Source organism: Brucella pseudogrignonensis, assembly GCF_002252525.1.
Classification (GTDB): Bacteria; Pseudomonadota; Alphaproteobacteria; order Rhizobiales; family Rhizobiaceae; genus Brucella; species Brucella pseudogrignonensis.
Genome location: NZ_NNRM01000015.1, coordinates 1 through 25,383, shown reverse-complemented (window position 1 = coordinate 25,383; position 25,383 = coordinate 1). Strand labels below are relative to the sequence as shown.

Here is a 25,383-nt window from a genome sequence, read left to right as displayed (position 1 = left end):
CCCGCACACGGTAAGGCTGAACGCTGGCCCGCCGGACTCCCTGACACAATCGTGAGGCACAAGAAAAAGGATTTTCGCCCTCTCAATCATCAGCTGTTGACTCACGGAGTATGTTCATTAGGGTAAAGCTGATGTTTGGTGACGAGGGGGGGAATGAAGACGCCAAAAGATATTGTCGTTTATATCGATACAGCCGATGTTTCTGTTTGTCGGGTTTATATTGATTATGCTGTCTCACTCGCAAGCGCATGGGATGCGCATGTCGTTGTGGCCTTCGTGCCGGAAGATTTAATCGCCACTCCCTCCCATGGCTTCGCCCGAGGGCAGGCGATCAACAGCATGATAACCTCCTTCGAAGGGCGCCGGCATGACGCCGAAGAGCAGCTGCGGGGGCTCCTTTCGGATGTAGCGTCCGCTACCGGCGTGAATTGCGAGCTTCGCATATGTTCCGGTGAAACGGGCGAGGCGCTGATGCTGCACGCCCGCCACGCAGCCTTGGCGATCGTCGGAACGGGGCGTGACCCGGACCGCGCTGAGACGGCTCTCACCGTCTCGGAGGATATCATCTTCGCCTCCGGTCGCCCTTCGATCCTTTTGCCCACATTCTGGCAAAGCGATGGCGCCGTGCCCGAGACGATCGTGGTTGGATGGAATGCCAGCCGGGAAGCGGCCCGCGCCATTGCCGATTCGATGGCGTTCCTGGCCACCGCTCGCGCCGTCCACGTCGTCGTTGTTCCCGAGCCCAAGGTCGCGCGGCTTCTGGGGGAGGACCCCGGAAGCGATATCTCTCTCCATCTCGCGCGCCATGGGATCAGGGTGACGCTTGACCGCCTGGAAGGCAGCAATGCCGGTGATCTGATCCTGTCGCGCGCGGAAGAGGTTGGCGCCGACCTGGTGGTCATGGGCGCCTATGGGCAGTCCCGGATCACCGAGTTCGTTTTCGGCAGCGCAACACGCACCATTCTGGCCAATCCGAAAATCCCGATCTTTCTTTCGCGATAAGACGTGATCGTCCAACAGGGTGGGTGGGCCCCGCAGGCCGTCGGCAAAAAGAGATTACAACACAGGAGAAGAAAACATGTCCGATCTGGTCGTCGTCGGTTTCGATACGGTTGATGAAGCCGACAAGGTGCTTCTCAAGCTCGCTGCTCTCAGAAAAGAATATCTGGTCGATCTGGAAGATGCCGTCGTCGTCGTTCGTGACGGCGAAGGCAAGGTCCATCTCAAGCAGAGCCTTAACCTGGCGGCTCTCGGCGCCACATCGGGCCTTCTCTCGGGAACGATCTGGGGCGGCCTTGTGGGCCTGCTCTTTCTCAATCCGCTTGCCGGCATCGCCATTGGCGGCCTGACGGGAGCGGGTGTCGGCGCCTTGTCCGGCTCCCTTGCCGACTATGGCATCGACGATACGTTCATCAAGTCTCTGGGCGAGACCATTCCAAGCAATTCGTCTGCGCTGTTCGTTCTTGTCCGCAAGGTCCAGCCGGAAAAGGTGCTGGCGGAGTTCGAAGGCCTGCGTGGTCGAGTTCTCAAGACGTCCCTGTCGCCAGAGCAGGAAGAGAAGCTGAGGATCGCCTTGTCCGAAAATGTAACCGGGTCAGGCAACGCCTAGGTGGCCACGCCCGGTTGATGTCCGATCGGGAAGGGAAACGTCCAGCATCGCTTACGTGGGAGGGGTATTTTTTGCAGGTACATATCAGGGGCGGGATCGATCTTCGATGGGAAGGCAAGCCGATAGACACGATTGAAGATGCGGTCGTGGCTCGCTCGGTTGCGCTTATGGGAGAAGATTACCCGCGCCTGCGCCCGGTTATCGATGTCGCGATCGGACAAGCCGTGCGAGCCGGCGAGCGGCTGTTTACGGATCGTCACCGCCCTCATCTGACGTTTACAGCCCCTGTTGCTGGAACAATCCGCGCAATCTCGCGCGGCGCGCGTAGAAGCCTCGATTCCATTATTATCGACGTCGAGGACGAAGCCGCCGTCGAATTCGACAGGCCCTCACGGCCAGATCGCATGACCATGCAGTCGCTCCTGCTCCAAAGCGGTTGCTGGCAGTCATTTCGCACCCGGCCATTCGGTCGGCTCGCCGATCCCCGGCAGGCTCCTGATGCGATTTTCGTAACAGCCACCGATACCGCGCCGCTCGCAGGTGATCCGGCCCCCGTCATAAGGCGCTTCGAATCATGGTTTCGTCTCGGCGCGGAGGCGCTGCGTCACCTGACCGACGGTCCCGTTTACGTCTGTCACGGGGCCGATGCCTCCCCGGCCGTTCCCGAAGCCGTCAAGGCTGTCTGTTTCGCGGGCAGGCATCCGGCGGGTCTGGTTGGAACCCATATCCATCATCTCAATCCTGTCGGTGTAAACAGGATGGTTTGGCACATCGGCTATCAGGACGTAATCGCGCTGGGATGCCTGCTCGATACGGGCCGGATATGGACACGGCGCGTCGTTGCGCTGACCGGACCGGGGACGTGCAGTCCGCGCCTCGTTGTCGCTCCCGCAGGCGCGAATCTGAAAGATCTTTTCGGCGCCTCGCTCACCGGTCCCTCGGTTCAGTTGCTTTCGGGCTCTCCGCTCGGCGGAACGGTCGAGCATTTCCTGCGGCGTTATGACGTGCAGGCCACCGCCATCCCACACAGGCATCCGCTCCGGCGCTCCTTTCTCATGCGCTACCTGACCTCATTCAACGAGCAATTTCCGGCGCCGCTCATTCCCAATGCCGTTCATGAACGGGCCGCGCCTTGCGGGATCCTGCCCGCGCCGTTCCTGCGCGCCATCAGCACGGGCGATGTGGAAACCGCCGCGAAACTTGGTGCGCTGGAACTTGTGGAAGAGGATCTGGCGCTCCTGAGCCATGTCGACGGGTCGGGCACGGATTATGGCGCCCTGTTGCGTGCGACGCTCGATGAGTTGGAGGAAGCGATATGATCGCCTTCTTCCATGACCTGCAGGCGGGCCGCGTCGGCCGCACCTTGTTGTCCGACAGCGCCACGCCCGCGCTGCTCGGCGTGATCGTCCCGGTCGTGTCCGCGCTTGTCGCAGATACGGAACAGTTCGCAGCGCGGCTGCTGATCTCTGTCAGCCTGACCCTTGCGTGGCAGCATGTCTTCACACGTGTCCGGGGTCTCAGGCCGGGACTTGACGGTATTGTCGCCGCCACGCTGATCGCCCTTCTTGTCCCGGCCGATGCGCCGCTCTGGCAGCTCGCTTTGGGCGTCAGCTTCGGCGTGGTGATCGCCGAACAGGTGTTCGGTGGGCGCGGGCGCAATTTCGTGCATCCTGCCGTCGCCGCCCTTGCCTTCGTGATGTTCTCCTTCACTGAAATCGACTATCGAGCCGGGCCAAACATTCCTCTGGCGGCATTGCTTCCGGCTTTGGTTCTCCTGCTCCTCAGCGGCCAGGCGTCATGGCGATTGCTGCTTGCGGCCTACTGCACGATGGCCCTCATGGTTTGGGCGCAGGGAAGCGATCCGTCGGTCAACCTGCTTTCGGGTGCGATCGGCTGCGCGATCCTCTTTCTGGCGGCAGATCCTGTATGTTCCTGCACGACAAATCCAGGTCGTTTTGCACAGGGCATTCTGACCGGCGTGCTCATCGGCCTGTTCTCGCAGGCCGGATCGACTTTTGGAGCCGCGATCTTCGCGATCCTGATGAGCAGCATTTTCGCACCATTGATCGATTACGTGGTCGTGGCGATCCATGTAAGGCGGAGGGCAAGGCGACATGGCTGACGCTCGTCCTCCCAGCCCGCGCCCGGGCATGTGGCGCCGCTTTCTGAACCGTCCGAACACCGATGGCGTCAAGACGATCGGCATGTCGCTTCTGGTGGCCATTGGCTGCGGCTTTACCGTCTCCATCGCAGCGGTCGTCCTGCGGCCGATCCAGCAGGCCAATATCGTCGCCCAGCAACAGGGCCGCATGGTGCAGATGCTGGAAAACGTTCCGGGCATCGGGGAGATATTGAAGGAATCTGGCGCAAGCGGCGTCGAAACGCTCGTCATCGACCTCGCAAGCGGAACGGTCGCCGCCGATGTCGATCCGGGAAGCTTCGATCAGCGAGCGGCGGCGGCGGACGCAGAGCGAAGTTCGGCCCTGCCGCGCGCTGACGACCTCGCTGGTCTCAGCCGCCGCGAAAACCACGCGCTTGTCTATCTTCTGCGCCGCGGCGAGGAACTGGCGCTCGTTGTGCTTCCGGTCCGCGGCGCCGGCTACCAGTCGACCATCCGGGCCTATCTGGCGCTGGAGGCCGATCTCGACACCGTTGCCGCCTTCACGGTTTATGAGCAGGGTGAGACGCCCGGCCTCGGCGCCCGCGTCGCCGAGGACGGTTGGCAGGCGCAATGGGCAGGCAAGCGCATCTTCGACGATGGCGATTTCGCCATTTCCGTGGTGCGCGGCAATGCCAGCGGCCCCAATGAAGTCGACGGCATCTCCGGCGCCAGCGTCACGAGCTATGCGATCTCGGACATGCTCGAATTCTGGATGGGCGAGCACGGCTTCGGGCCGTTTCTCGACAGGCTGAAGAAAGGCGAGATCGAATGACTATCCCTTTCCGCAACCTGACAGATCCGCTCATCGACAAGAACCCCGTCACCGTCCATATCCTCGGCATCTGCTCGGCACTGGCGGTCACGACATCGATGTCCACCGCTCTCACCATGTCGATCGCCCTGACCGTCGTGCTCGGCCTGTCGGCAGGCGTCATCAGCGCCATCCGCCGACACATCCCGTCCTCCGTGCGCATCATCCTGCAGATCACCATCATCGCCTCGCTGGTCATCGTCGCCGACCAGATGTTGCAGGCTTTTGCCTATGAGATGAGCCAGCGGCTGACGGTGTTTGTCTCGTTGATTGCCACGAACTGCATCGTGCTCGGGCGCACCGAAGCCTATGCGCTGCACAATCCGGTCGTTCCCAGCATCGTGGATGGCGTCGGCAATGCACTCGGCTACAGCCTGGTGCTGCTCACTGTCGCCGCCATCCGCGAGTTGTTCGGCGCCGGAAGCCTGTTCGGCGTCGGCCTGCTGCCACTCGTGGCCGACGGTGGCTGGTACCAGCCACTCCGTCTTATGCTGCTCGCGCCGAGCGCATTCATCATCCTTGGCCTTCTGGTCTGGGCTGTTCGCAGCCTGCGCCGGGGCCAGAGGGAAGCGCCTGAATTCGAGTTGCGCGAGCAGCAAAGGACGACTGAGACATGATCGAACTGTTCCAGCGCTCCATTTTCGAAGAAAACCTCGCGCTGTCCTTCTTCCTCGGCATGTGCACCTTCCTCGCCGTCTCCAAGCGCGTGGAAACAGCCTTCGGCGTGGGTGTTGCGATGATCGTCGTGCAATCGCTCAGCGTGCCGGTGAACTACCTGCTGCACGCCTATATCCTGAGTGCCGGGGCGCTCGCGTGGATGGGGCTGCCGGATGTCGATCTCGGTTTCATGCGGCTGATCACCTTCATCGGCATCGTCGCGGCGATGGTGCAGATCATCGAGATGCTGCTCGATCGTTACGTGCCCGCCCTCTACGGCGCGCTTGGCATCTACCTGCCGCTGCTCGCCATCAACTGCGCCATTATCGGCGGCAGTCTGTTCATGGTCGAGCGGCAATATGATCTCACTGAAAGCACGGTCTATGGGATCGGCACCGGGATCGGCTGGGCGCTGGCCATCGTCGCGCTCGCGGCGATCCGCGAGAGGCTGCGCTATGCCAATGTCCCCGAAGGATTGCAGGGCCTCGGCATTGCTTTCATCGTCACCGGTCTCCTGTCCATGGCGTTCTCCGCCTTTGTGGGAGTGCGCGTGCTATGACGGAGATCCTGCTCGGCATCGGCTTCATTTCCTTGCTGCTCGTCGCGCTGGCAGCCGTTGTCCATAAGGTTCGGGAGTATCTGCTGCCGTCGCGACCCGTGGCGGTCACCGTTAACGGCGGGCGTGAGATTGGCGCTCTGGCGAATTTCAAGCTTCTCGATATTTTGAATTCCAACGGCATCGCCGTGCCCTCGGGCTGCGCCGGCGCGGGAACGTGCGGCCTGTGCCGCGTCAGCGGCGTCACGGGTACGGGAGAGCCGTTGCCGACGGAACGCGCCCGGCTTTCTCCTGCCGACGTTCGGGCTGGAATGCGGCTCGCCTGCCAGATCGTGGTGCGAAACGACCTCGCCGTCACCGTCCCGGACGAGGTGCTCGGCATCACCACGATGAACTGCCGCGTGGCATCGTCGCGCAGTGTCACGCCTTTGATCAAGGAAATCGTGCTCGCCTTGCCGGAGGGCGCGGAATTCGACTTTCGTGCGGGCAATTTCGTGCAGGTCACCGCACCGGCCTATCGTCTCGACTTCTCCGGCATCGCGCTTGAACCGCAGCATGCCGCCGAATGGAAAAAACTCGGAATTGACAAGCTCTCGTCGCAAAGCCCTCAGCCCGTCTCTCGCGCCTATTCGGTTGCCAGCCGACCCAAGGATGTCGGCATGATCGTGCTCAACATCCGTCTGGCCACGCCACCGCCAGCCAAACCGCATGCACCTCCCGGCATCGTCTCGTCATGGCTGTTCGGTCTGCGCGAGGGCGACCCGATCGAAGTGGCGGGCCCGTATGGTCACTTCGGGGCGCAGGATACCGGGCGCGAGATGGTGTTTATCGGCGGCGGCGTCGGCATGGCGCCCTTGCGCGCCATCATAACGGACATGCTCGAGCGTCAGGGAAGCCGCCGCAAGATCAGCTTCTGGTACGGCGCGCGAAGCCGTGGCGAACTGTTCTACGCCGACGAATTCGACGAGCTTGCCCGGCGTCATGAGAACTTCCGCTGGGTGCCAGCCCTCTCCGAACCAGCCAGAAACGACCCCTGGGACGGTGAGTTAGGCTTTGTCCATGATGTCGTCTTCCGCGCCTATCTGAAGGATCACCCGGCGCCGGAGGACTGCGAATATTATCTGTGCGGCCCTCCGCTCATGATCGAGGCCATCTACGCGATGCTCGATGAATGCGGTGTGGAGAGCGAGAGCATCTTCAATGACGATTTCGGGATCTAGGAGCATGACGACAAGGCGCGAGATCGTATTTGGACTGGGAGCCCTGGCCGGACTGATGTCCTTGCCGTCTTTGGCCCGAGCCGGTGCCGATGATCTCACGCGCATCTCCGGGCGCGCTTTCGGCACACGATGGCAGGTCACCGTTCCGGCCGATGCCGATGCCCGCAAGATTGGCGCGGATCTCCGGCACTTACTGGCCGGGATCGATCATTCGATGAGCCCGTTTCGTGCGGGTTCGGAGCTTTCGCGCTTCAACAGCCGTTCGGAAATCACACCGTTCGCAGCCTCCGAGCCGCTTCGGACGGTTGCTAGCAAGGCACTCGAGATTGCGCGATTGACCGGCGGCGCGTTCGATCCGGCCGTCGGGCCCGCTGTCCATCGTTACGGTTTCGGGCCGATCGCTGCCGGGCGGTCCGGTCGCTACACCGCTTTTGCCGTCAGTGCCGAAGGCCTCTCCAAAGCAGAGCCGGAACTTTCGCTCGATCTGTGCGGCATAGCCAAGGGCTACGCCGTCGACCGGCTTGCAGGACACCTGAGAGATCAAGGGCTGCCGAGTTTCCTGATCGAGGTGGGTGGCGAAGTCTATGGTTTCGGTGCGCGCCCTGACGGCCGTCCATGGCGCGTCGGCATTGCGGACCCGCTTCGCACCGGTGTCCACACGACGCTTCCCCTGACAGGCGTGGCGATGGCGACCTCGGGCGATGCGATCAATGCCTATGAGATCGCGGGCCGCCGCTACAGTCATACGATCGATCCCGCAACCGGAGAGCCGGTTCGCAACAGCGTCGCCTCGGTTTCCGTTCTGGCCCCGACAGCGCTGGAGGCCGACGCGTTTGCGACCGCCCTTCTGGTAATGGGTCCTGAAGGCGGCCTTGCATTCGCCTCCGCCAACCGTCTGCCCGCGCTTTATCTGCTTCGCGAGGCGGGAGGTCTTAAGGCCAGAGCCAACAGGTTGTTCATCGACCAGGGGAGGGCATAAAGCCATGCAGACCATTTTCGCCGCTGTTCTTCTGACCGGGCTTGCCATGCTCGCGCTGGCCGCCGGCCTTTTTGCCGGCCGCGCACCGCTCAAGGGATCGTGCGGCGGCGCGGCCTGCGGCGGCAAATGCCATGCTTGCGAACGATCCGAAGGAAGCGGGACATGAAACTCGACACGGTCGCCGATCATATGCGCACGGACCTGATCACGCTAACGCCGGACATGGAGATAGTACGGGCCGTGTCCGTGCTCATGCAAAACGGCGTGTCGGGTGCATGCGTCATCGACGGCGCCGGCGATCTCGTCGGCGTTCTGTCCAAACGCGATTGCCTGAAGGCCGCACTCAACGCCTCCTACTACAAACAATGGGGTGGCAGTGTCGCCGACTATATGAGCACCGAACTCGAGACGCTCGATGCGGGTATCGACATCGTCGAAGCGTGTGAGCGCTTTGTCGCAAGCTCGTACCGGCGGTTCCCCGTCACCCGCCATGGCCGACTTGTCGGCCAGATCAGCCGTACCGACGTCCTCAACGCCCTTTCACGGCAGTGGACATAACAAAGCCCCGGAAAAGAAAAGGACCGATATCATGACACGACAGCTCTCCAGAAGATTGTTTCTCGCAGGAACCAGTGCGGCAGCGTCCGCAGGTATCGTCGGGACAGCCAATGCGCAGGTGGCCTCCGGCGGCGCTGCAACCGTCTCCGTGCAGGAAGCCCTGAAACAGCGCCGCTCTACCAAGCGCTTCGGGCGTGGTGACGTTGCGCGCGAAAAGGTGCTCGAAGCACTGTGGGCGGCCAATGGTGTCAACCGCGCGGACGGTGATGGACGCACAGCGCCCGCCTGGCACGGTGCGAAGAACGTCGATATCTACGTCGCGCTGGAAGATGGCGTCAGTCTCTACGACCCCGTGGCAAACGCTCTCAACAAAGTGGCCGATACAGATATTCGCGCGGATGTCAGCCCCACGGCTTTCGTACGCAGGGCGCCCGTGGTGCTGATCTATGTCTCTGATGCCGAGAAACTTGCCGCTGCCGCCGGTGACCTGGCCAAGTCTGCGCCCGAAGAACTGGTTATCGCCGCACGCGTCAACTCAGCCATCATGGCCCAGAACGTCTATCTGTTCTGCGCTGCCGAAGGGCTCGGCACATGCCTCCTCGGTACGGTGGACCGCGAAGCTATTAAAACAGCGCTGAAGTTCCCGGATCATCTTTCGGTGACATATATCCAGCCCTTAGGCGAAATCGGCTGATCCGGAGCGTGGTCATAGAGCGGCATGCAGGCCTTGCCGCATATCCGGTGCTTCTGCAGAGACACAAGCCTTGACGGCCGCAATTCTCTGGTGCGCGCTTGGCCTCCTCGCTTTGGTCGGCGGAGCGGATATACTGGTGCGCAGCGGGTCGACGCTCGCGCGCCGGCTGAGCATATCCCCGCTCGTCATCGGGCTCACATTTGTTGCGATCGGGACAAGCACACCTGAGCTGGCGGTGGGCATCAATGCCGCGTTGACGGGAGAAGGAGGGTTGGTCGTCGGGAACATCGCCGGCACCAACACCTTCGGTCTGCTGTTCATCCTTGGACTATGTGCTATCGCTCGGCCCGTTGTTTTGGAACCGGTCTCCGTTGGGCTTGAACTCCCTGCAATGATAGCCGCCGCACTGGCGTTCTGGGTGTTTGCAGCTGATGGTTATCTGTCGAGAGCCGAGGGCCTTGTGTTCCTGCTTGGTGGTATCGGCTATATCGTCCTGGTCGTTCGAAGCGCGCGCTTAAGAAGTTCGCCACCCGACAAAGAGTTGCCAGTCCTGCCACGCCCGATGCGCGACGCTCCGCGGAGCGGATGGTTGAACGTCGCCGTCATGATTGGTGGTATTGCGGTCATCACAATAGGCGCGGATTGGCTCGTATGGGGATCCTCCGATCTTGCTCGCAGGTTGGAGGTCTCCGAAGCTCTTATCGGACTGACCATAGTTGCAATGTAAGCGGCAAGCTGAGGCCGTTCAGGCCTTGTAGCTCCACGGCATAAGGGTATGGATTTCGCTGCTAGGCCAGCCGTTTGCAAGGCGCTCGAGCGTCTGCGTGAGCCAGGCCTGGGGATCGACAGAATTCATTTTTGCCGTCTGCAAAAGTGTCGCGATTGTCGCCCATGTCTTGCCGCCGCCGTCGCTGCCGGCGAAGAGACTATTTTTTCTTGTGATCGCCTGAGGTCTGATCGCTCGCTCGACGATGTTGGAGTCGAGCTCGACACGGCCGTCGGTCAGAAAGCGTTCGAAGACGTCACGACGCTTGATCGAGTACCGTAGAGCTTCGGCGAGTTTGGATTTGTGTAACCCGCAATATCATATGGCAGTGATAGGTATACTGCGGGATTATATGGGATTCTGCGGTACCTCGCGGGATAGTCTCAATTAAAACAGAGGCTTGCGAGATTTGAAGAAGCGCGATTAGAAGCCATTATGTAAATCGGCGGCGCAAGATCAAATGGCAGGGCGACTCTTTGGCATCAAATTTAAATCGACCGCCCGAACCACATTACACGACCAGCAACATGCAATTGCTCTATCTCGCCAGCGGTGACCTCTTCAGGTGGATATAGCGGATTATCGCTAATCAGTTGAACCGTACCGTTCAATCGACTGTGCACGCGTTTCACTAGCAATATATCGCCATATACGATGACATAGATCGTGTTGTCCAGAATATGGTTGATTGATGTATCGACAAGCAAGACGTCTCCGTTGCGGATAGTCGGCTCCATCGAGTCACCCTTGGCTGTCAGCACCCGCGCGTATGATGGATTGATTTTCCGTGCCCTCAGCCAACTCTCTTGGAATGCAAGATAATCAATGGCTTGCTCGTTGTGCGCAAGCGCGCCTGGTCCCGCCGATGCTTCAACATCGAGACGCGGAACAAGCGTAAAGCCCGGTGCCTCTTGGTCGCTGAAAGGCTGAATGAATGCTTTATCAGGCGGGAATTTTGGTTCGACGCCTGTTGCCAACCAAGCGAGATTTACCCCCAGCCCTTCGGCCAGCTGAACCAATTTCGGAACAGTCGGCATCGTGCCTTGCAAATAAGAAGCGAACGTCCGCTGAGCAATACCGCAACGTCGTGCCGATTCGGAAACTTGGCGGTCTGGCACCAGCTCCCTCAGGCGCTCAGAAATCGACAGATCGGCAATATCATGCTGATCCAAACTTTGTTTAGTATCCGTTTTCTTCGCAAGCATCGCAAATAAACCAATAAAATCAACAATATGCCTCCATTTCGGCGCGATTTCGCTAATTCAGGAAACCAAACTCATAATTCGCGACATATGGCTTGATAAATTAGCGATATAATGCAACATTAGTGGTGGCTCTTGTTTGAACACGTTGCAGCCGACCGCCCCTGCCAGGGCAACCGACCAAAGGAGTTGTCATGACCACCAAGAAGTGGGACCGCCACGAAATCCTCGCGGAAATCAGACGCCGAGGAATGACCCTGACAGGCATTGCCCGCGATGCCGGTCTCTACGCCAGCGCTTGCCGCGCTGGCATGATCGGTGCGAGCCGTCCCGGTGCGGAAGCAATTGCCACTGCACTTCAGGTTCCTTTCCGCGAACTCTTCCCTGACAGCTACACACGCGGCCGTCACGACGAGTTGCACACTACCAGCAACAAGAGTTGCAACGGAAGGGCAAAAAGTCACCCGCGCGCTGACGGTACACAGTCAGCCGCCTAGGGATTCCGTCAGCCATTTTGCTTTTCCCTGACAAATCATTGAGACCAACATGAAACACGACATTATTCCTTCCGCGCTCATCGATGTATCTGCCGATTATAAGAGCGTGCCTGATGACGCTGCTCGTGCAATCGCGGACAGCATTCTTCGGATCGGTCAACGTCAACCGATCGAAGTTATCGCCACGCAGACTGATCGCTTCCAGCTTGTGTTCGGTGCAAAGCGTCTTGCTGCCTGCAAGCTGCTCGCTCGCGATGTTATGGTCATCATTCGCGAACCTGATGAGTTCAAGGACGAAGCCGAAACACGCCTTGTAGGCATTGCTGAAAACTTCTACCGCCATAGCCTGACAGCACTGGAACGCAGCGTTGATGTCGCTGACTGGTGCACAATCTGGCGCACGGCGCATCCTGTAAAGCGGGGCCGAAAAACCAAATCCGAATTAAGTGACAACTTGTCAGTCAATCCCGCCGACGCCGAAATTATCGATGTCAGCAATGAATTTGCATTGAGCTTTTCAGATGCTGCGCAGCGCTTCCTTAACATCAACAGTCGTGAAGTTTTTCGTGCAACAAAAATCGCCAGCATATCTGCCGACTTGCGCGAACGTATCACCTTGCATCAGTCTCTGGCGAACAATCAGCAGGCCTTGCTGGCAATCGCTGCAGAACCATATGAGCGCGCTTCCAAGATTATCGAGATCATACTTGATGGAAAAGCGCAGACCGTTCCAGATGCGGTAGCCATTCTGGACGGTATTCCACCAGTCAACGAACAAGCGCGTTGGGAAAAGATATCCGACAGTTTCGCGCGGCTCAAACCAGCCGAGCAAGATGCATTTTTCAAGCTGAATGAAGCTGCAATCCTTCGTTGGTTCGCTGAGCGCAGGGTCGCAAACTGATGAACAAGCGCCGCGATGCTCTCACGAAAGACCTATTCGAGTGGACGCCACCACAAGTGGCGATTCGCTATGAAGAAGGCGTGACCGGTCGCGGCTCTCTTGACAATCAGATCGCACGGCTCGTTTCACGCGCTCTTCGAGATGCGCGGGACGACAATACAGGCCGCAGCGAGATTGCCGCGAGTATGTCCAAGTACCTCAAGCGATCAATCTCTGCTGCCATGCTCGACAAATGGGCATCGGAAGCAAGCGAGGAACACCGCATTCCGCTCGATGCCTTCATCGCCCTTGTTCACGCAACCGGCGCCAAGGAACTGCTCGGCTTTGTCCCCGGCATGTTCGGCCTGACGGTTATCGAAAATGAATACGCTGATCTGATCGAAGACAAGCTTCTCGAAGATCACATCGAAGAATTACAAGCGCGACGGCAGATGTTGTCTGCGCAGCGAAAGAAGGCACGTCGATGAACGAGCTATCACGCCCAATCGTTTCGGACACCGGTTGCTTGAAAGAGTGGCTGACGGCTCGTGAGATCGCTGAAGAAGCATTGCCAGGCCTTCCTTCAACCGAAGTTGGGGTGGCAAAAATGGCACATCGGCAGAATTGGGAAGATAGCCCAATTTGGTACCGTAAACGTGCAGGTACGAAGGCATACGAGTACCATTACCTGCTATTTCCCACACTTGCGCAGATCACTTACGTCCAGCGCTACATGGTTACGGGGAGGGTCGAAAAATCGACTTTGCCGCGGCAACAAGCCAGCGAGCTTACAGCTTCTTTGACGGACCGCGCACAGCGTGAGCGAGATGCTCGTCTTGCTGTCGTCGCCGCCTTTGAATTGTTCTCAAAGGGTCTTTCACTGAGCGTGCAAGGCTCAATGTTCATTTTCTGCGACCGCTACAATGTTGGCATGATCCAGGTGGACCCATGGGTTAAGGAACTTTTGCCGAGTATTTCACAGCGTTCGGTCTTCCGCTGGCGGTCAGTCAAGGCAAAAGGCGCGAAAGATGCTCTTGCCGTTGATCGTTCTGAGGCCCGCAAGGGCAAAGGTTTGCTTGAGACCGCCAATAATGGCGAGGTTCGGGCATTCATACTCGCGTGGCTTGCGTCCAATCCGCACCTGTCCGCCGATATCATCCGTGGATATTGCGAGGACCATTTCGGACCCAAGCTAACCGACCGCAACGGCGAGGTTAAGCCTTTGCCGCCAGTTCGTACCTTCCAGCATTTTATTGCAAACCTGAAGGCAGCGGAAAAGCTGGTCCTGACCAAGATCACAGACCCCGACAAGTTCCGCTCCACCATGAAGCTGTCCGGCACGGGCACCTATCGCCATGTTGATGAGCCTAACGCGCTCTGGATGATCGACGCATCGCCCGTTGATGCCCTGTGCGTGGATGGGCGCTATTCGATGTATGCCTGCATCGACATTGCAACCCGCCGCTTGGTCATCACCCTTTCGAAGACGCCGCGCGCATCAGCTGTTGCGTTGCTTATCCGCAAGGCCATTCTGCAGATGGGGGCCGCCACCGTTATCAAGACGGACAATGGCTCCGATTTCGTAGCCATCGCCACCAAGCGCCTGTTCAGCAATCTCGATATCACCGCCGACATTTCGGACGCATACAGCCCGGAGCAGAAAGGCCATGTCGAGCGCGTAATCAAGACGTTCCAGCATAATGTCTGCCCGCAGCTGCCGGGTTATATCGGGCACTCTGTTGCCGATCGTAAGGCAATCGAAGGCCGGAAAAGCTTCGCACAGCGCCTCGGCGCAGATGAACATGAACTGTTCGAAGTATCGCTTACGGCCGCGCAGCTCCAGCGGCATATCGATGACTGGCTGGAGTTCGTTTACCACGAAAGCGCCCATAGCGGCCTGAAGGGGCGGACACCGAACGAAGTCGCCCAGGCTTCCACAACGCCGATCCGTCGCATCGACGAACGCGCGCTTGATACACTGCTGATGCCGGTTGCCGGTAAGAACGGCCTGCGCAAGATGACCAAACAGGGCATCAAGGACAACGGCCTGCATTACGTTTCCGGCACGATCATGGTTGGTACGGAAGTGTTCTGCCGCCGCGATCCGCTCGATATGGGCAAGATGTATGTATTCTCCGCTGAAGGCGGTGAGTTCCTCGACGTGGCGATCTGCCCAGAGCTGGCAGGCGTCAATCCGCAGGAATACGTGAAGGCGCAGAAGGACATTGCCGCCGATATCGTTCGTCAACGCGAACGCGAGATCAAGGCCGATATCCGGGAACTGAAAAAGGGTCCATCCGGTATCGAACGCACCCTTCGCCTTGCCAAGCGCAAAGCAGCTGAAAAAGCTGGCCAGACCGCCAACGTCATCCAGTTGCCGAAGCGCGAAGAGCAGCATTCGACACCAGCCATTGCCGCCGCCATCGATGCCGCCACACTTCCGCAGGCAGGTATCCAGCCCAAGCCGCTCAACGAAAAGGCGGCAGAGTTGCATGAAGCGATCAAGCGCGAGGCCGAGGATCGGAAGTCATCGACGGTTGTCCATCTCGATCCCGATGCGGGTCTAAGCGCCAATGCGCGCCGCTTCAAATGGGCGATGGACCTTGAAACCAAGATCGCCGCTGGCGTCGAACTGGATGCAGACACTGCTGCGCAGCTCGTCCGCTTTCAGGCCACGGCGGCATACCGAACCATCAAGGACACAGCAAAGGATTTTGGACTGGAGCAAGCGCTGAAGATCGCTCGCTAAAAATAAAACCCCGTTGGCGCGGGGTTTCAAGAAGCACTTCCCAAATGACGAGGTTAAAAAATGACTGGTAGCGAACAATTTGTCAATGGAGGCGATACAGCGCCGATCAAGAATGTGGCGGCATGCCTCACTCTGGTCCGCTCGCTGCAAAATCGTCATCCGTTGCAGCCCAACCTCGGCGTCTTCGCCGGGTTCTCCGGCTATGGCAAGAGCGTCGCCGCGCTCTATGCCATGAACAAGACGGCTGCGGCCTATGTCGAGGTTTCCGACACCTGGACTAAAAAGAAGCTGCTCACCGCGATCTTGTCGGAGCTTGGCCATCCAGATGCACGGGGTACGCTTTCCGATCTGGAAGACGACATCATAGGCATTCTGGCGCGCGATCCGAAGCGTCCGCTCATCATTGATGAATCCGACAAGCTGGTCGATCGGAACATGATCGAACTGGTGCGCATGATCGCCAAGAAAAGCAACGTTCCGGTGCTGCTGATCGGTGAAGAGCTGTTTCCGAAAAAGCTGGAGCGTGTCGATCGGTTCCGCGATCTCGTGCTTGAATGGGGGTATGCGCAGCCTTGCGATCTGGACGACACGCGCACACTTGCCCGGACGTTCTGCCGTCACATCGATGTCAGGGATGATCTTCTCGATCAGGCGCGCATGGAAGGTGACGGCCGCGTCCGTCGCATCTGCAATACCCTCCATTCCATCGCCAACACCGCCGACGAACTCGGCCTGAAGGAAATCAGCCTTGCGCAATATCAGGAGCATGGTGCGGGTTATTTCTGCACCGGCGCCGTTCCCTCCCGCAACCGGAGGGCTGCTTGATGGGCATCGTTCTCAAGGTTACCGCCGTTAAAGGCAAAAGCCCCAAGCGTGGCTTCGATCACTATTGGACGGTCATGATGGACTACGCAGTAGCCGAACGCACCTTTACCGCTCGCGACGTGTTCAATCGTTCAAACGCGCCACAATCGGACATCAACGATTTCATGCGGCGTCTGGTGAAGGCTGGCTTTATCGAGCCTGTTGCTTCTGACCGGGATGCTGCGACCTACAAGGTCGCCATCCGCCAGTCGATGACACCCAAGGTACGTCGCGACGGCACCGTGATCGAAGGCGTCAGCAAACAGAAGGCCATGTGGAACCACATGCGCATGAGCGCAGGTGCACAAGGTTTCACCGCGCAGGATATTTCCATCTGGGCTTCGACCGATGAAACTCGCATCGGTATCGAGGCCGCAAAATCCTACATCAAGTTTCTGGCCAAGGCTGGCTACCTGATTGAGATGCAGAAAGGAAAATCCGGCAATCTCGGTATCTATCGGCTTTCGCCGGACATGAACACGGGACCGCTGCCGCCGATTATTCTGCGCGCCAAGGGCGTCTTTGATCAGAACCGTCATGAGATTGTCGGCCCGGTTGTCACCGAAGAGGTGCAACCATGATTGCCGCCAAGCTCTCCAACATCGACAAGGCGCGCGCTGCCTGGGGACATGTCATCCCGGACTGGATCGTCATTCTGGCGGAAGCCTGTGACCATGAAAGCCAGTCTGCGATTTCTCGCAAGGTCGGTTATTCGGCTTCCGCCGTCAGTCAGGTTCTCTCCAACAGCTATCAGAACGGCGATATCGGCCGGGTTGAACAAGCTGTTCGTGGGGCCTTGATGGCAGAGACCGTTGACTGCCCGGTCCTCGGCGATCTGCCACGCAACACATGCGTGATCTGGCAGCGCAAGCCTTTTGCAACAACCAACGCCCATCGCATCCGCATGTTTCAGGCATGCCGGAGTGGATGCCCGCACAGCCTTTTGAAGGAAGGAGCATAACCATGGATGCCGATCTTTACGAACTGAGCGACACCCTTTTCGAATGGCGTCGTGAGTTCCTCCGCTACGAAAATCAGGGTGTGTTCCTCACTCCGGCTGATGTTCGTGCTGTTACCGCCACTCTTTACGGCTGCGCCGCGCTCGCAATGAACCGCGAGCATGAAATCAGCCGACATCGCTGGAATGGCATGGGCCGCTCCGATGACAGGACGCGGCAGGCCCTCCTGGACGAACTCTTCCGGCCCGATTCCAACATCGTCCTCTTCAAACCCGATTTCACCCTGCGCGCTGACCGCGCCTGAGCCACCAGAACACAAGGAAACGACAATGACCGAAGTAATTGCCACTGCTGCTTTCGCAGGAAACTCCGAACAGGGCGTGACCATGGTTGGCGACAAGCCATACATGGCCGATGCCAAGGGAAACCTCGTCCCTGTGGAAGCGATCAAGCCCGCAGACAAGCTGGAAGATGAAGTTGTCCGCAAAGTCATGCGATACGCATCCAGCCTTTCGGAACAAATCAGCCGGTTTCGCGGTCACACCATGACTGATCTTGGCGAGTTTGATGCGCTTCTCCAGCAGGAATATGGCGTCACCAAGGGTGGCCCCAAGGGCAACCGCACCTATCAGAGTTTCGACGGCCTGAAGCGTGTCACTGTACAGATTGCCGATTTCGTGGATTTCGGACCGCAGCTGCAGGTGGCCAAGCGCCTGTTGGATGAATGCCTGACCGAATGGGCCGCTGATAGTCGGCCGGAAATTCGCGCAGTCATTACGCGGGCTTTCAACACCGACAAGGAAGGCAAGGTCAACCGCTCCGAAATCTTCATGCTGCTGCGGCTCGATATTGACGATCCACGTTGGCAGGAAGCCATGCGGGCCATTCGCGAGGCAATGCGCATCACCGGTTCCAAGGAGTATGTGCGCTTTTACGAGCGGTCCTCCATCACCGATCAGTGGCGTGCAGTCACGATCGATATGGCCAAGGCGTGAGGTGCGGCAATGGCCAGTAATAGTTTCCAAACGAAACACACAGCCATCGGAATGATTATCGATGGAGTTTGCATCATTTGCACAGGGGCCGGAATTCAGTTGTTCGCTGTGCCTTCAGGAGTCGATGGACGGGAGTTCCTTAAAGAACTCCTCAATCAGCACAATCATTCTCTCGACCAATCGAAGTTCGATATCTGGAGGAAGCGAATTTTCGGAGTGCGCGCCTTTAGCCGCATTTTTCAGCTCTTCGATCAACGCAGCAAGTTCTTCTTGGCGCGGCTGAGTTTCAAGCCAGCGAACCGCAAGCTTCCGAGCCACGATATTGTAGGCCATCGTCGCGGCCATCAAGTCCAAGTTTGCCGTCCAGGTCATCATCATCCCCCTCGTTCGAATGTTGGACACATCGCTGAGTCTCGGGATAATCACAAGGCAGGTGCAGCATGAGCAACCGTCCTCAATCCACCACCTGGACCGAAGATCGCAAACTAGTCGTCGCCGAGCTGCTCCGCGAAGGTCTCTCAGCAGGGCAGATGAGCAAGCGCCTCGGTATCAGCCGCAATGCGATCATCAGTGTCATTCACCGCGACAAGATGCTGAGTGAGATCGGGCTTCGGGCCGGTGTAGGCGGCGCGCGTCAGCCGAAGGCGGAATCGTCACCTTACAAATCAGGCCGCATGAAAACAGCGGCTCGGTCTCCAGCTCGGTACGTACAATCCGCACCAGTCGTCGTGCCGGTTGCTGAGCCGGAGCCCGTGTTCATTTGCGAGGATGTCGCCGAGATCGAAACACCGATCGATCCACTCGGCCTGCCGTTAGCTGACCTAAACCTTCGCCAATGCCGGTTCGCGGTCAACAACGCAGCCAAGGGCGAACAGCATCTGTTCTGCGGCCATCCGGTCAAAATCGGTTCGAGCTTCTGCGAGCACCATCATCGCCGGGTCTTTGTGCGTCCAACGAAGGCGGGTGTGGCATGACTACTCCCATCATAAATGCCGTCTGGTTAGAAGAGTTCATCAGCTGGAATTTTGCCACGTTCGGCCCTGGACGGCGCACAGAAGGCACAATCGATCATATCCGAAAGGAACTGATCGAGATCGAGACCAATCCAACTGATCCGAAGGAATGGGCTGACATTGTCCTGTTGGCACTCAACGGCATGGCGCGGCTCGATTTGTCGCCCGAACAGATCATCAAGATCATCATCGCGAAACAGGCATGCAACTTCATTCGCCGGTGGCCGGACTGGAGAAGCGCGGACCCGTTGAAAGCCGTAGAGCATATTCGGGAAGCTGACACCTTCAATCCGTTCGGGTCCGGACCAGTTCCAATCGCGCCGAGGGAGGATTGATATGAAATCCACCGCCGCCATACACGTCGCGAAAAAGCAGCTTGACCTGGACGACGATACCTATCGTGCGATCTGCATTCGCGTCACCGGCAAACATTCGTCTGCAGCGATGACCGAAGGCGAACGGCTGAAGCTGATTGATGAGTTTCGTCGCCAAGGCTTCAAGCCCGCTTCAAAAGGGTCTCGAAAGCGCCTTGAAGGCAAGTTCGCCGGTAAGCTTCAGGCGCTCTGGATCGCTGGATGGAACCTTGGTGTTTTCGACAATCCAACTGACGAAGCGTTGATCGCCTTCGTGAAGCGTCAGACGAAAATCGATCATGTTCGTTTTGTTCATGATTGGGCCGACGCGCGCATAGCGATCGAAAGCATCAAGAAGTGGATCGAACGCGAAGTCGGTCCAGTCTGGCAGGAAGATATGTTCATGCAGGGCTGGAGGCGAACAGACGGCGCGAAGGTTGCCGCTGCGCAATGGAGTGTGCTTTCGCAGCAAGGCAGACTGCCAGAGCCGGGCAGCTTCACCCGATACGTTCGGGCGGTTCTTGGTCTCAATGACCAGTTCGATTTTGAAGAACTGAAGCCGCAGAACTGGCAGCCGGTGATGAACGCGCTTGGCGCAGAAATCAGAAAAGCGGCGCGGCCATGATTTTCACGGTCCGCGCCACATCAGAAACGATATCAACTTGCTGGAAGAAATCCGGCCGAGTAGCGCGGCTATTGAATAAATCCGAACGACTTTGCAGTGTGTTCCGTTGCAGCGCAGTAAGCGGACTTCTCGGCCCCTACCAAATCAGAAACGTCGCTTTTCTGTGCCTCGGTCCATCTCATGAGAGTTGCGGGAAAACTGATGGACGATGCCGGAACGTTTTCCGCGATGTACTTTTTAATGGCAGTCTGATCGTAAGAAAAACCGCACGGTTGTTCCGCTGCGAGGATAGTGCCCAGGTGAATACCCATGCGTTCTTCGTTGAAGTCTTCCGCGAACGCAATAGCAACATATCCAAACAACGCCAGTCCAGCCAGTACCAGTCTCATATCAACCCCCAGAAATTTCCTCCAATAAAGCGCGCCTTCCGCGTTTTGGCAATGGTGAGGGCATGATGATGGTTCAGCAATCCGCGCCTCTGGTTAATCTGCCTTTGTTCATCGCGCCGGAATTGGCAGAGATCGAGCGGCTCCAGACTGAGCGCAATATCTTGCGTCAACGCATCCACGCGCTCCGGCCGCACTGCCATAAGCGTGTCGAGCTGGAAGCCCGCCTGCGTCTCGTTACCGCGCAGCAACTTGCGCTTTCTGCGGAGATCGGGAGGCAGCATTGAAGGATCATCGTCTTGTAGGAGAACTGCTCGGCCTGCTTGGTGAGGAAGGATTAATCCGGCTGGCCGAAGAGCATGCTGGCGTTCGTCTTTATGTGCCTTCCTATACCGAACGTTCCCAACTGATCGATACGGTTGGTCAAGATATTGCAAGCAAGCTTTCGCGGCGCTATGGCGGTGATTACATAAGTGTGCCATTGGTGCGAGATCTCCGCGCCCGCCGCTATCGTGACGACGATGGCTTGTCGAATGCACAGATTGCCCGTAAGTTGGGCATAACTGAAAGCGGTGTTGAGCGCTTGTTCCAGCGCTCACCGATCAAGTATCGGATGAAAAAGTCCGATGATCGTCAGATCGAGATGTTTCCCCTCAACCAAGATTAATCTTGATGCCTGTGCCTGTTGGCATGGGTTGGTTTCGCCACTCCGCGTAAAAAGTTCGTAGTGCCTGCCACCTTTGGCATGGACTTCAACGAGCTTTTCGCGGAGGGCGTGATGTGACCGACCTTGCATCCCAGATCAATCACACGGTGCTGGCCGCGCTGGCTCCGCGCGTCGCGGTCAAAAAGATCGCACAACAGCAATCCATCATATCATCGTTCGGGCCTTTGCTGCCGGAACTGCTGAAGCGGTTTCAGGTAACGAATGCGCTTCGCATCGTTCATTTCCTCGCGCAGCTCGCCCACGAGAGCGACGGCTTCTGTGCGATGGAAGAATACGCCAGCGGAGCTGCATATGAAGGTCGCGCCGATCTCGGCAATACACAGCCCGGTGACGGCAAACGCTTCAAGGGCCGTGGCCCGATCCAGTTGACCGGCCGCGCCAATTATCGCGCCTTCGCAATGTGGATGCGGCAGTACCACTCTGATGCGCCCAACTTCGAGCTGAAACCCGAACTGGTGGCGACGTGGCCATGGGCTGCATGGGCCGTCTTCTATTTCTGGTCCACCCGCAACCTAAATGACCTCGCCGACCGCGATGATCTTGTCGCTATCACCAAACGCATCAACGGTGGCACAAACGGCTTGAGCGACCGCGCAGCATATCTTGCCAAGGCCAAGGACATTGTTGCGGAGATCAGCGCCGACGCTATCGCCTTCCAGCCGGGAGACACCGTGCTGCGTCGTGGCATGCGAGGTCTTTCCGTTGCCGATCTTCAGCGTGGTCTTCGTGCTGCTGGATTTTACCATCTGTCGATCGACGGCATTTTCGGACCGGGAACCGAGCAGGCCGTGAAGGCATTCCAGCGCGATCATCGTCTGGTTGCCGATGGCTTGGTCGGGCCGAAGACGATGAACAGCCTTCAGCGTTTTATGCCGGAGGACGTGGCATGAGCGAGCCGATCAAGGAACCGGGCTACACCTCGACCCGTCGCTATCTGTGGGGCAGTTTCTATCTCGCCTGGGCTGTCATCATCATTCTTGTCGGTGCTGCCTCTTTCGGCTCCGAGCAGGCCGTCGCCATCGCTCCAATCGTTGTGCCATCCATGGTCGCCCTGATCGTCGGCGTTCTAGGTGTCCATCGCGGCTTCGGTTCTGTCGATTATTGGGCGCAGGCAAAAGCACTATTCACCGATCGACGGGAGGACCGGCCATGATTGCATGGTTCTCCGCATGGTTCGCCAAGTGGACCTCCCAGATCGTTGTTGCCGCCATCATACTGCTGGCGGCGGCGACCTTGGCTTTCGGTGCTGCCCGTGCGCTCCACGATACAATCAGCGATGCGGTTGCAACTGCCGAGAAAGCCCGTGATGCGGATTGGTCTAGACAGATCGCCGAGGCCAATGAAGCTGCCGCGAAGAACATCATCGAGCAGATGAAAGCCTCCCAGGCCGTGCAGGAAAAAGCGCAAGCCGAAATCAACCGCCTCAACAACAAGGTTTTAGAACTGGAGGATGCCAATGCGGCACTTTCTGACACTCCTGGCAGTGGCATCGATGTCGATCGCTCACGGTTGCTCAACAACCAGTTCCTCGGAGGGAAGGCCAATCCTCCGTACTGAGTTCGTAACGGGCCAAGTGCCGTCTGAAGCGCGCAAGCCATGCGACCCGCCTGTCACTCTGCCTGATCGCGCGCTGTCGGCGAAAGAGCTGACGCCGCTTTGGGGCAAGGATCGCGCCGCACTTGCCGCCTGCGAACAACGGCGCGGTGCAGCCATTGCCGCCATCGACGCGGTGCCGGTGCCAGCGGAGCGGCCGAAGTGATGGAAGCGGGCAACAAGGCACATGAACTGGCCGATCTGCGCGCCGAGCAAGAACGGGACGCGGGAATCGCTGCCGCGTCGGCTGCGTTGATTGGGGACGGATCGGACATCTGCGTCCGCTGCGGCGAAGAGATTGAACCGGAGCGGCTTGCAGCCCTGCCATCGGCGCGCCGGTGTGTGGACTGTCAGAGCAAACTTGAACGCGAGCAGTCCAAGGGGCGTCGTTAATGCTGGAGAATATCTCACTGGCCCAGATCGGGCAGCTTATCAATTTCTTGCTGGCGGCTGCGGCCTTCCTCGGCGTGGTCAGCGGCTACATCGGCAAGGGCGCGAAAGAGATGTCGGCCAAGGTTTCGGATCACGAGCACCGACTGTCGAAGGTCGAGAATGATCTGTCGCACATGCCGAACACTGAAACCGTCCATCAGCTCCAGCTCGCGATCACCGAGATCAAGGGCCAGATGGGCATAATGGCGAAGTCGTCAGAGGCGACCGAACGGACGACACGCCGTGTTGAAGAATTTTTGATGCAGAAAGGACGTTAGGAATGACGGCGGGTTACAAGGATTTTGTCGATCAGAATGTACGCCTCATCATCCTGAAGGCGCTCGCGATGGAGACGAATGCCAGTCTGAACGACAGCCTGCTTGAACGCGAGCTGGAGGTGTTCGGCTACAAACGCACCCGCGAATATCTGCGCAATCAGATGCGCTGGCTTGAAACCGAAGCTGGCGCTGTACGCATCAGTGCCGCAGGCACAGCCCTTATCGCCACATTGACCAGGACAGGCCGCGATCATGTCGAGCGCCGTCTCGTCCTCGAAGGCATCCAGCGACCGGGCGACGTGGAGTAACATACCATGGCAAATGACAGGCGTGGCCGTTCCCGGCTCGACAGCATGGAATTGTTGCCAGAAGAAGCCCAAGACGATGTTGTCTGGGCAATCAGTCAGCTTAATGAACGCCGCCGCAGTCAGGCGGATATTCTTTTTGAGCTGAATGATCGTCTGGAGGTCAAAGGCATTGGGCCGATATCGAAGTCGGCTTTTAATCGCAAATCCACGCGTCTTCGCCGTCGATCCGATCAACTGGAAGAGCGCCGTTACATCTATGCCGGTATCGCCGAGAAGCTCACGCCTGAAGAAATAGGACGGTCCGATATCGTTCTTGGTGAGTTCCTCAAAACGCTCATCGATGAGCTGCTCGACGGCGATGGACTTAATTCCAAGAACGCCATGGAACTGGCGCGCGCCTATAAGGAAACCGTGGTTGCGCAACGCCATTCTGCTGAGCATCGCCGCAAGGCCGAACAGGAAGCCAGTGCCAAGCTGGCGAAAGCGGTTGGTGACGCGACCGACGCTGTCGAGAAAGCAGGCCGCAAGGTGGATGGCGAAGAAATCCTGCGCATGATCCGTGAAGCGTATGGGGCATCCTGATGACACAGCCTTTGCTTTACGGCTATCAGCGCCGCTGGATCACGGATAAAAGCCGTTTCAAAATCGGCAAATTTGCCCGTCAAACAGGCAAGACGTTCACCACAACACTTGAGTGTGTTGATGACAGTTTTGAGCATGCCGTAAAGAGCCAGCGTACACGATGGGTGATATTGAGCCGTGGTGAACGGCAGGCCCGTGAAGCCATGTTGGAAGGAATATACCCTCACGCCAAGGCTTACGGCATGGCATTTGACGCCAGCGAGTTTGATTGGAAGGGTGATACCGGCAGCTACAAGGCGCTGGAAGTAACATTACCGCATGGCACCCGTATCACGGCTCTGCCTGCAAATCCCGACACAGCGCGCGGGTTCTCTGCCAACGTTTTTCTGGATGAGTTCGCCTTCCACAAAGATAGTAACGCGATCTGGAAGGCGCTCTTTCCGGTAATCTCGGCCAACTGGAAACTGCGTGTCACGTCGACACCGAATGGCAAGAGCGGGAAATTCTTCGAGCTGGACACCGCCAATGACGATACCTGGTCACGGCATGTTGTCGATATCTATCAGGCGGTCAGGGACGGCTTGCCGCGCAACATCGAGGAGCTGCGCGCCGGTATTGCCGACGAAGATGCGTGGGCGCAGGAATATGAGCTGCAGTATCTCGATGAGGCGAGCGCCTGGCTATCATACGAATTGATCTCATCGGTCGAAGACGACAATGCAGGAAGCCCGGAAGGATATCAGGGCAACGCCTGCTATGTCGGGCGCGATATAGGCCGACGCAACGACCTTCATGTGATCTGGGTATGGGAAGAGATCGGCGATGTCCTGTGGTGTCGCGAAATCATCGAACAGAAGCGCGCCACCTTTGCCGACATGGATGCTGCCTTTGATGACGTGATGATGCGTTATCGTGTGGCGCGGGCCTGC

Annotated in this window: 39 protein-coding genes and 1 pseudogene; 35 read left to right on the top strand and 5 right to left on the bottom strand. The window is 58.3% G+C overall.

The genetic code is table 11. From position 1 onward, the window contains the following. Positions 1–153 precede the first annotated feature (153 nt). The 13 genes from CEV34_RS05460 (at position 154) to CEV34_RS05405 (ending at position 9,972) form a co-directional block, all read left to right on the top strand. Positions 154–1,002 carry a universal stress protein gene (locus tag CEV34_RS05460; RefSeq protein WP_009450489.1) on the top strand — a complete coding sequence of 283 codons (849 nt, stop codon included), beginning with the start codon at positions 154–156 and terminating at the stop codon, positions 1,000–1,002. Between the two features lie 76 nt (positions 1,003–1,078). Then, entirely contained in the window at positions 1,079–1,609 is a 531-nt protein-coding gene (locus tag CEV34_RS05455) for a DUF1269 domain-containing protein (protein ID WP_009450488.1), read from the top strand. A 71-nt stretch (positions 1,610–1,680) separates the two neighbouring features. Further along, positions 1,681–2,928, top strand: a complete 1,248-nt coding sequence (locus CEV34_RS05450; protein ID WP_009450487.1) for a Na+-translocating NADH-quinone reductase subunit A — start codon at positions 1,681–1,683, stop codon at positions 2,926–2,928. After that, complete coding sequence (locus tag CEV34_RS05445) at positions 2,925–3,731, top strand: RnfABCDGE type electron transport complex subunit D (protein WP_009450486.1); 807 nt, start codon at positions 2,925–2,927, stop codon at positions 3,729–3,731. Before CEV34_RS05450 ends, CEV34_RS05445 begins: the two co-directional genes overlap by 4 nt. Next, entirely contained in the window at positions 3,724–4,542 is an 819-nt protein-coding gene (gene nqrC / locus CEV34_RS05440) for an NADH:ubiquinone reductase (Na(+)-transporting) subunit C (RefSeq protein ID WP_009450485.1), read from the top strand. The genes CEV34_RS05445 and nqrC overlap by 8 nt, the downstream gene beginning before the upstream one ends. After that, entirely contained in the window at positions 4,539–5,198 is a 660-nt protein-coding gene (locus tag CEV34_RS05435) for an NADH:ubiquinone reductase (Na(+)-transporting) subunit D (protein WP_009450484.1), read from the top strand. Before nqrC ends, CEV34_RS05435 begins: the two co-directional genes overlap by 4 nt. After that, a complete protein-coding gene (gene nqrE, locus CEV34_RS05430) occupies positions 5,195–5,797 on the top strand; it encodes an NADH:ubiquinone reductase (Na(+)-transporting) subunit E (protein WP_009450483.1) in 603 nt (200 codons plus the stop codon). Before CEV34_RS05435 ends, nqrE begins: the two co-directional genes overlap by 4 nt. Beyond that, positions 5,794–7,014, top strand: coding sequence for an NADH:ubiquinone reductase (Na(+)-transporting) subunit F (nqrF, locus tag CEV34_RS05425; protein ID WP_009450482.1), 1,221 nt, complete (start codon positions 5,794–5,796; stop codon positions 7,012–7,014). Before nqrE ends, nqrF begins: the two co-directional genes overlap by 4 nt. Before the next feature lie 4 nt (positions 7,015–7,018). Beyond that, positions 7,019–7,993, top strand: a complete 975-nt coding sequence (locus tag CEV34_RS05420) for an FAD:protein FMN transferase (RefSeq protein ID WP_009450481.1) — start codon at positions 7,019–7,021, stop codon at positions 7,991–7,993. Between the two features lie 4 nt (positions 7,994–7,997). Continuing rightward, positions 7,998–8,159 (top strand): hypothetical protein, encoded by a 162-nt coding sequence (locus CEV34_RS26955; protein WP_167495040.1) that lies wholly within the window; start codon positions 7,998–8,000, stop codon positions 8,157–8,159. Then, entirely contained in the window at positions 8,156–8,551 is a 396-nt protein-coding gene (locus tag CEV34_RS05415) for a CBS domain-containing protein (protein WP_009450480.1), read from the top strand. Before CEV34_RS26955 ends, CEV34_RS05415 begins: the two co-directional genes overlap by 4 nt. Positions 8,552–8,582: 31 nt before the next feature. Continuing rightward, positions 8,583–9,245, top strand: coding sequence for a nitroreductase family protein (locus tag CEV34_RS05410; RefSeq protein ID WP_009450479.1), 663 nt, complete (start codon positions 8,583–8,585; stop codon positions 9,243–9,245). Positions 9,246–9,315: 70 nt separating this feature from the next. Further along, on the top strand, positions 9,316–9,972 hold the full coding sequence (locus CEV34_RS05405; RefSeq protein ID WP_235819017.1) for a sodium:calcium antiporter: 657 nt from the start codon (positions 9,316–9,318) through the stop codon (positions 9,970–9,972). Between the two features lie 18 nt (positions 9,973–9,990). On the opposite strand, the pseudogene CEV34_RS05400 reads toward CEV34_RS05405, so the two are convergent. Continuing rightward, positions 9,991–10,314, bottom strand: a pseudogene (locus CEV34_RS05400) (IS66 family transposase); the annotation flags it as partial. A 185-nt stretch (positions 10,315–10,499) separates the two neighbouring features. Further along, entirely contained in the window at positions 10,500–11,216 is a 717-nt protein-coding gene (locus CEV34_RS27280) for an XRE family transcriptional regulator (protein WP_235819016.1), read from the bottom strand. Positions 11,217–11,407: 191 nt separating this feature from the next. Between CEV34_RS27280 and CEV34_RS05390 the strand changes: the two genes are divergently transcribed. The 9 genes from CEV34_RS05390 (at position 11,408) to CEV34_RS05350 (ending at position 18,157) form a co-directional block, all read left to right on the top strand. Beyond that, complete coding sequence (locus CEV34_RS05390; RefSeq protein WP_094543399.1) at positions 11,408–11,710, top strand: helix-turn-helix domain-containing protein; 303 nt, start codon at positions 11,408–11,410, stop codon at positions 11,708–11,710. 49 nt (positions 11,711–11,759) lie between these two features. After that, positions 11,760–12,611, top strand: coding sequence for a ParB/RepB/Spo0J family partition protein (locus tag CEV34_RS05385; RefSeq protein ID WP_094543397.1), 852 nt, complete (start codon positions 11,760–11,762; stop codon positions 12,609–12,611). Continuing rightward, positions 12,611–13,078, top strand: coding sequence for a hypothetical protein (locus tag CEV34_RS05380; protein ID WP_235819015.1), 468 nt, complete (start codon positions 12,611–12,613; stop codon positions 13,076–13,078). The genes CEV34_RS05385 and CEV34_RS05380 overlap by 1 nt, the downstream gene beginning before the upstream one ends. After that, positions 13,075–15,339 (top strand): DDE-type integrase/transposase/recombinase, encoded by a 2,265-nt coding sequence (locus tag CEV34_RS05375; RefSeq protein ID WP_094543395.1) that lies wholly within the window; start codon positions 13,075–13,077, stop codon positions 15,337–15,339. The genes CEV34_RS05380 and CEV34_RS05375 overlap by 4 nt, the downstream gene beginning before the upstream one ends. Before the next feature lie 60 nt (positions 15,340–15,399). Further along, a complete protein-coding gene (locus CEV34_RS05370; RefSeq protein WP_094543393.1) occupies positions 15,400–16,164 on the top strand; it encodes an AAA family ATPase in 765 nt (254 codons plus the stop codon). Beyond that, positions 16,164–16,784: a helix-turn-helix domain-containing protein gene (locus CEV34_RS05365; protein ID WP_094543391.1), complete on the top strand. Its 621-nt coding sequence runs from the start codon at positions 16,164–16,166 to the stop codon at positions 16,782–16,784. The genes CEV34_RS05370 and CEV34_RS05365 overlap by 1 nt, the downstream gene beginning before the upstream one ends. Continuing rightward, complete coding sequence (locus tag CEV34_RS05360; RefSeq protein WP_094543388.1) at positions 16,781–17,164, top strand: transcriptional regulator; 384 nt, start codon at positions 16,781–16,783, stop codon at positions 17,162–17,164. The genes CEV34_RS05365 and CEV34_RS05360 overlap by 4 nt, the downstream gene beginning before the upstream one ends. Before the next feature lie 2 nt (positions 17,165–17,166). Then, complete coding sequence (locus tag CEV34_RS05355; protein ID WP_094543385.1) at positions 17,167–17,466, top strand: hypothetical protein; 300 nt, start codon at positions 17,167–17,169, stop codon at positions 17,464–17,466. Between the two features lie 82 nt (positions 17,467–17,548). Next, positions 17,549–18,157, top strand: coding sequence for a DUF3164 family protein (locus CEV34_RS05350; protein WP_235819018.1), 609 nt, complete (start codon positions 17,549–17,551; stop codon positions 18,155–18,157). A 114-nt stretch (positions 18,158–18,271) separates the two neighbouring features. Here CEV34_RS05350 and CEV34_RS05345 read toward each other — a convergent pair whose 3' ends face one another. Beyond that, positions 18,272–18,529: a hypothetical protein gene (locus CEV34_RS05345; RefSeq protein ID WP_094543379.1), complete on the bottom strand. Its 258-nt coding sequence runs from the start codon at positions 18,527–18,529 to the stop codon at positions 18,272–18,274. 68 nt (positions 18,530–18,597) lie between these two features. Here CEV34_RS05345 and CEV34_RS05340 point away from each other — a divergent pair, with 68 nt between their 5' ends. The 3 genes from CEV34_RS05340 to CEV34_RS05330 are packed head-to-tail and all read left to right on the top strand — an operon-like array spanning position 18,598 to position 20,148. After that, positions 18,598–19,131 carry a GcrA family cell cycle regulator gene (locus CEV34_RS05340; protein WP_094543376.1) on the top strand — a complete coding sequence of 178 codons (534 nt, stop codon included), beginning with the start codon at positions 18,598–18,600 and terminating at the stop codon, positions 19,129–19,131. Beyond that, the gene (locus tag CEV34_RS05335) at positions 19,128–19,505 is read left to right on the top strand and encodes a dATP/dGTP pyrophosphohydrolase domain-containing protein (protein WP_094543374.1); all 378 of its coding nucleotides are present in this window, start codon (positions 19,128–19,130) and stop codon (positions 19,503–19,505) included. The genes CEV34_RS05340 and CEV34_RS05335 overlap by 4 nt, the downstream gene beginning before the upstream one ends. Position 19,506: 1 nt before the next feature. Then, positions 19,507–20,148 carry a gp16 family protein gene (locus CEV34_RS05330; protein WP_094543372.1) on the top strand — a complete coding sequence of 214 codons (642 nt, stop codon included), beginning with the start codon at positions 19,507–19,509 and terminating at the stop codon, positions 20,146–20,148. A 68-nt stretch (positions 20,149–20,216) separates the two neighbouring features. Here the strand turns inward: CEV34_RS05330 and CEV34_RS05325 are convergent, their stop codons facing one another. Both CEV34_RS05325 and CEV34_RS05320 read right to left on the bottom strand, forming a co-directional pair. Then, on the bottom strand, positions 20,217–20,537 hold the full coding sequence (locus tag CEV34_RS05325; protein ID WP_094543369.1) for a hypothetical protein: 321 nt from the start codon (positions 20,535–20,537) through the stop codon (positions 20,217–20,219). After that, entirely contained in the window at positions 20,534–20,818 is a 285-nt protein-coding gene (locus CEV34_RS05320; RefSeq protein WP_094543366.1) for a hypothetical protein, read from the bottom strand. Before CEV34_RS05320 ends, CEV34_RS05325 begins: the two co-directional genes overlap by 4 nt. On the opposite strand from CEV34_RS05320, the gene CEV34_RS05315 reads away from it, so the two are divergent. From CEV34_RS05315 to CEV34_RS05270, 10 genes are all read left to right on the top strand, one after another. After that, the gene (locus tag CEV34_RS05315) at positions 20,818–21,201 is read left to right on the top strand and encodes a hypothetical protein (RefSeq protein WP_094543364.1); all 384 of its coding nucleotides are present in this window, start codon (positions 20,818–20,820) and stop codon (positions 21,199–21,201) included. The two genes, CEV34_RS05320 and CEV34_RS05315, sit on opposite strands and share 1 nt — an antisense overlap. 113 nt (positions 21,202–21,314) lie before the next feature. After that, positions 21,315–22,151 (top strand): peptidoglycan-binding protein, encoded by an 837-nt coding sequence (locus tag CEV34_RS05310; protein ID WP_094543362.1) that lies wholly within the window; start codon positions 21,315–21,317, stop codon positions 22,149–22,151. Beyond that, entirely contained in the window at positions 22,148–22,414 is a 267-nt protein-coding gene (locus tag CEV34_RS05305; protein WP_094543359.1) for an NAD(P)+ transhydrogenase beta chain, read from the top strand. The genes CEV34_RS05310 and CEV34_RS05305 overlap by 4 nt, the downstream gene beginning before the upstream one ends. Further along, positions 22,411–22,818: a hypothetical protein gene (locus tag CEV34_RS05300; protein WP_094543358.1), complete on the top strand. Its 408-nt coding sequence runs from the start codon at positions 22,411–22,413 to the stop codon at positions 22,816–22,818. Before CEV34_RS05305 ends, CEV34_RS05300 begins: the two co-directional genes overlap by 4 nt. 16 nt (positions 22,819–22,834) lie before the next feature. Next, positions 22,835–23,020 (top strand): hypothetical protein, encoded by a 186-nt coding sequence (locus tag CEV34_RS05295; RefSeq protein WP_235819014.1) that lies wholly within the window; start codon positions 22,835–22,837, stop codon positions 23,018–23,020. Further along, complete coding sequence (locus CEV34_RS05290; RefSeq protein WP_094543353.1) at positions 23,020–23,247, top strand: TraR/DksA C4-type zinc finger protein; 228 nt, start codon at positions 23,020–23,022, stop codon at positions 23,245–23,247. Before CEV34_RS05295 ends, CEV34_RS05290 begins: the two co-directional genes overlap by 1 nt. Then, positions 23,247–23,564 carry a DUF2730 family protein gene (locus tag CEV34_RS05285; protein ID WP_094543351.1) on the top strand — a complete coding sequence of 106 codons (318 nt, stop codon included), beginning with the start codon at positions 23,247–23,249 and terminating at the stop codon, positions 23,562–23,564. Before CEV34_RS05290 ends, CEV34_RS05285 begins: the two co-directional genes overlap by 1 nt. Before the next feature lie 2 nt (positions 23,565–23,566). Beyond that, positions 23,567–23,872 (top strand): VpaChn25_0724 family phage protein, encoded by a 306-nt coding sequence (locus tag CEV34_RS05280; protein ID WP_094543349.1) that lies wholly within the window; start codon positions 23,567–23,569, stop codon positions 23,870–23,872. A 6-nt stretch (positions 23,873–23,878) separates the two neighbouring features. Continuing rightward, a complete protein-coding gene (locus CEV34_RS05275; protein WP_094543347.1) occupies positions 23,879–24,454 on the top strand; it encodes a phage protein Gp27 family protein in 576 nt (191 codons plus the stop codon). Beyond that, on the top strand, positions 24,454–25,383 hold a 930-nt coding region (locus tag CEV34_RS05270; RefSeq protein WP_094543344.1), incomplete at its 3' end, for a terminase large subunit domain-containing protein. The genes CEV34_RS05275 and CEV34_RS05270, both read left to right, overlap by 1 nt.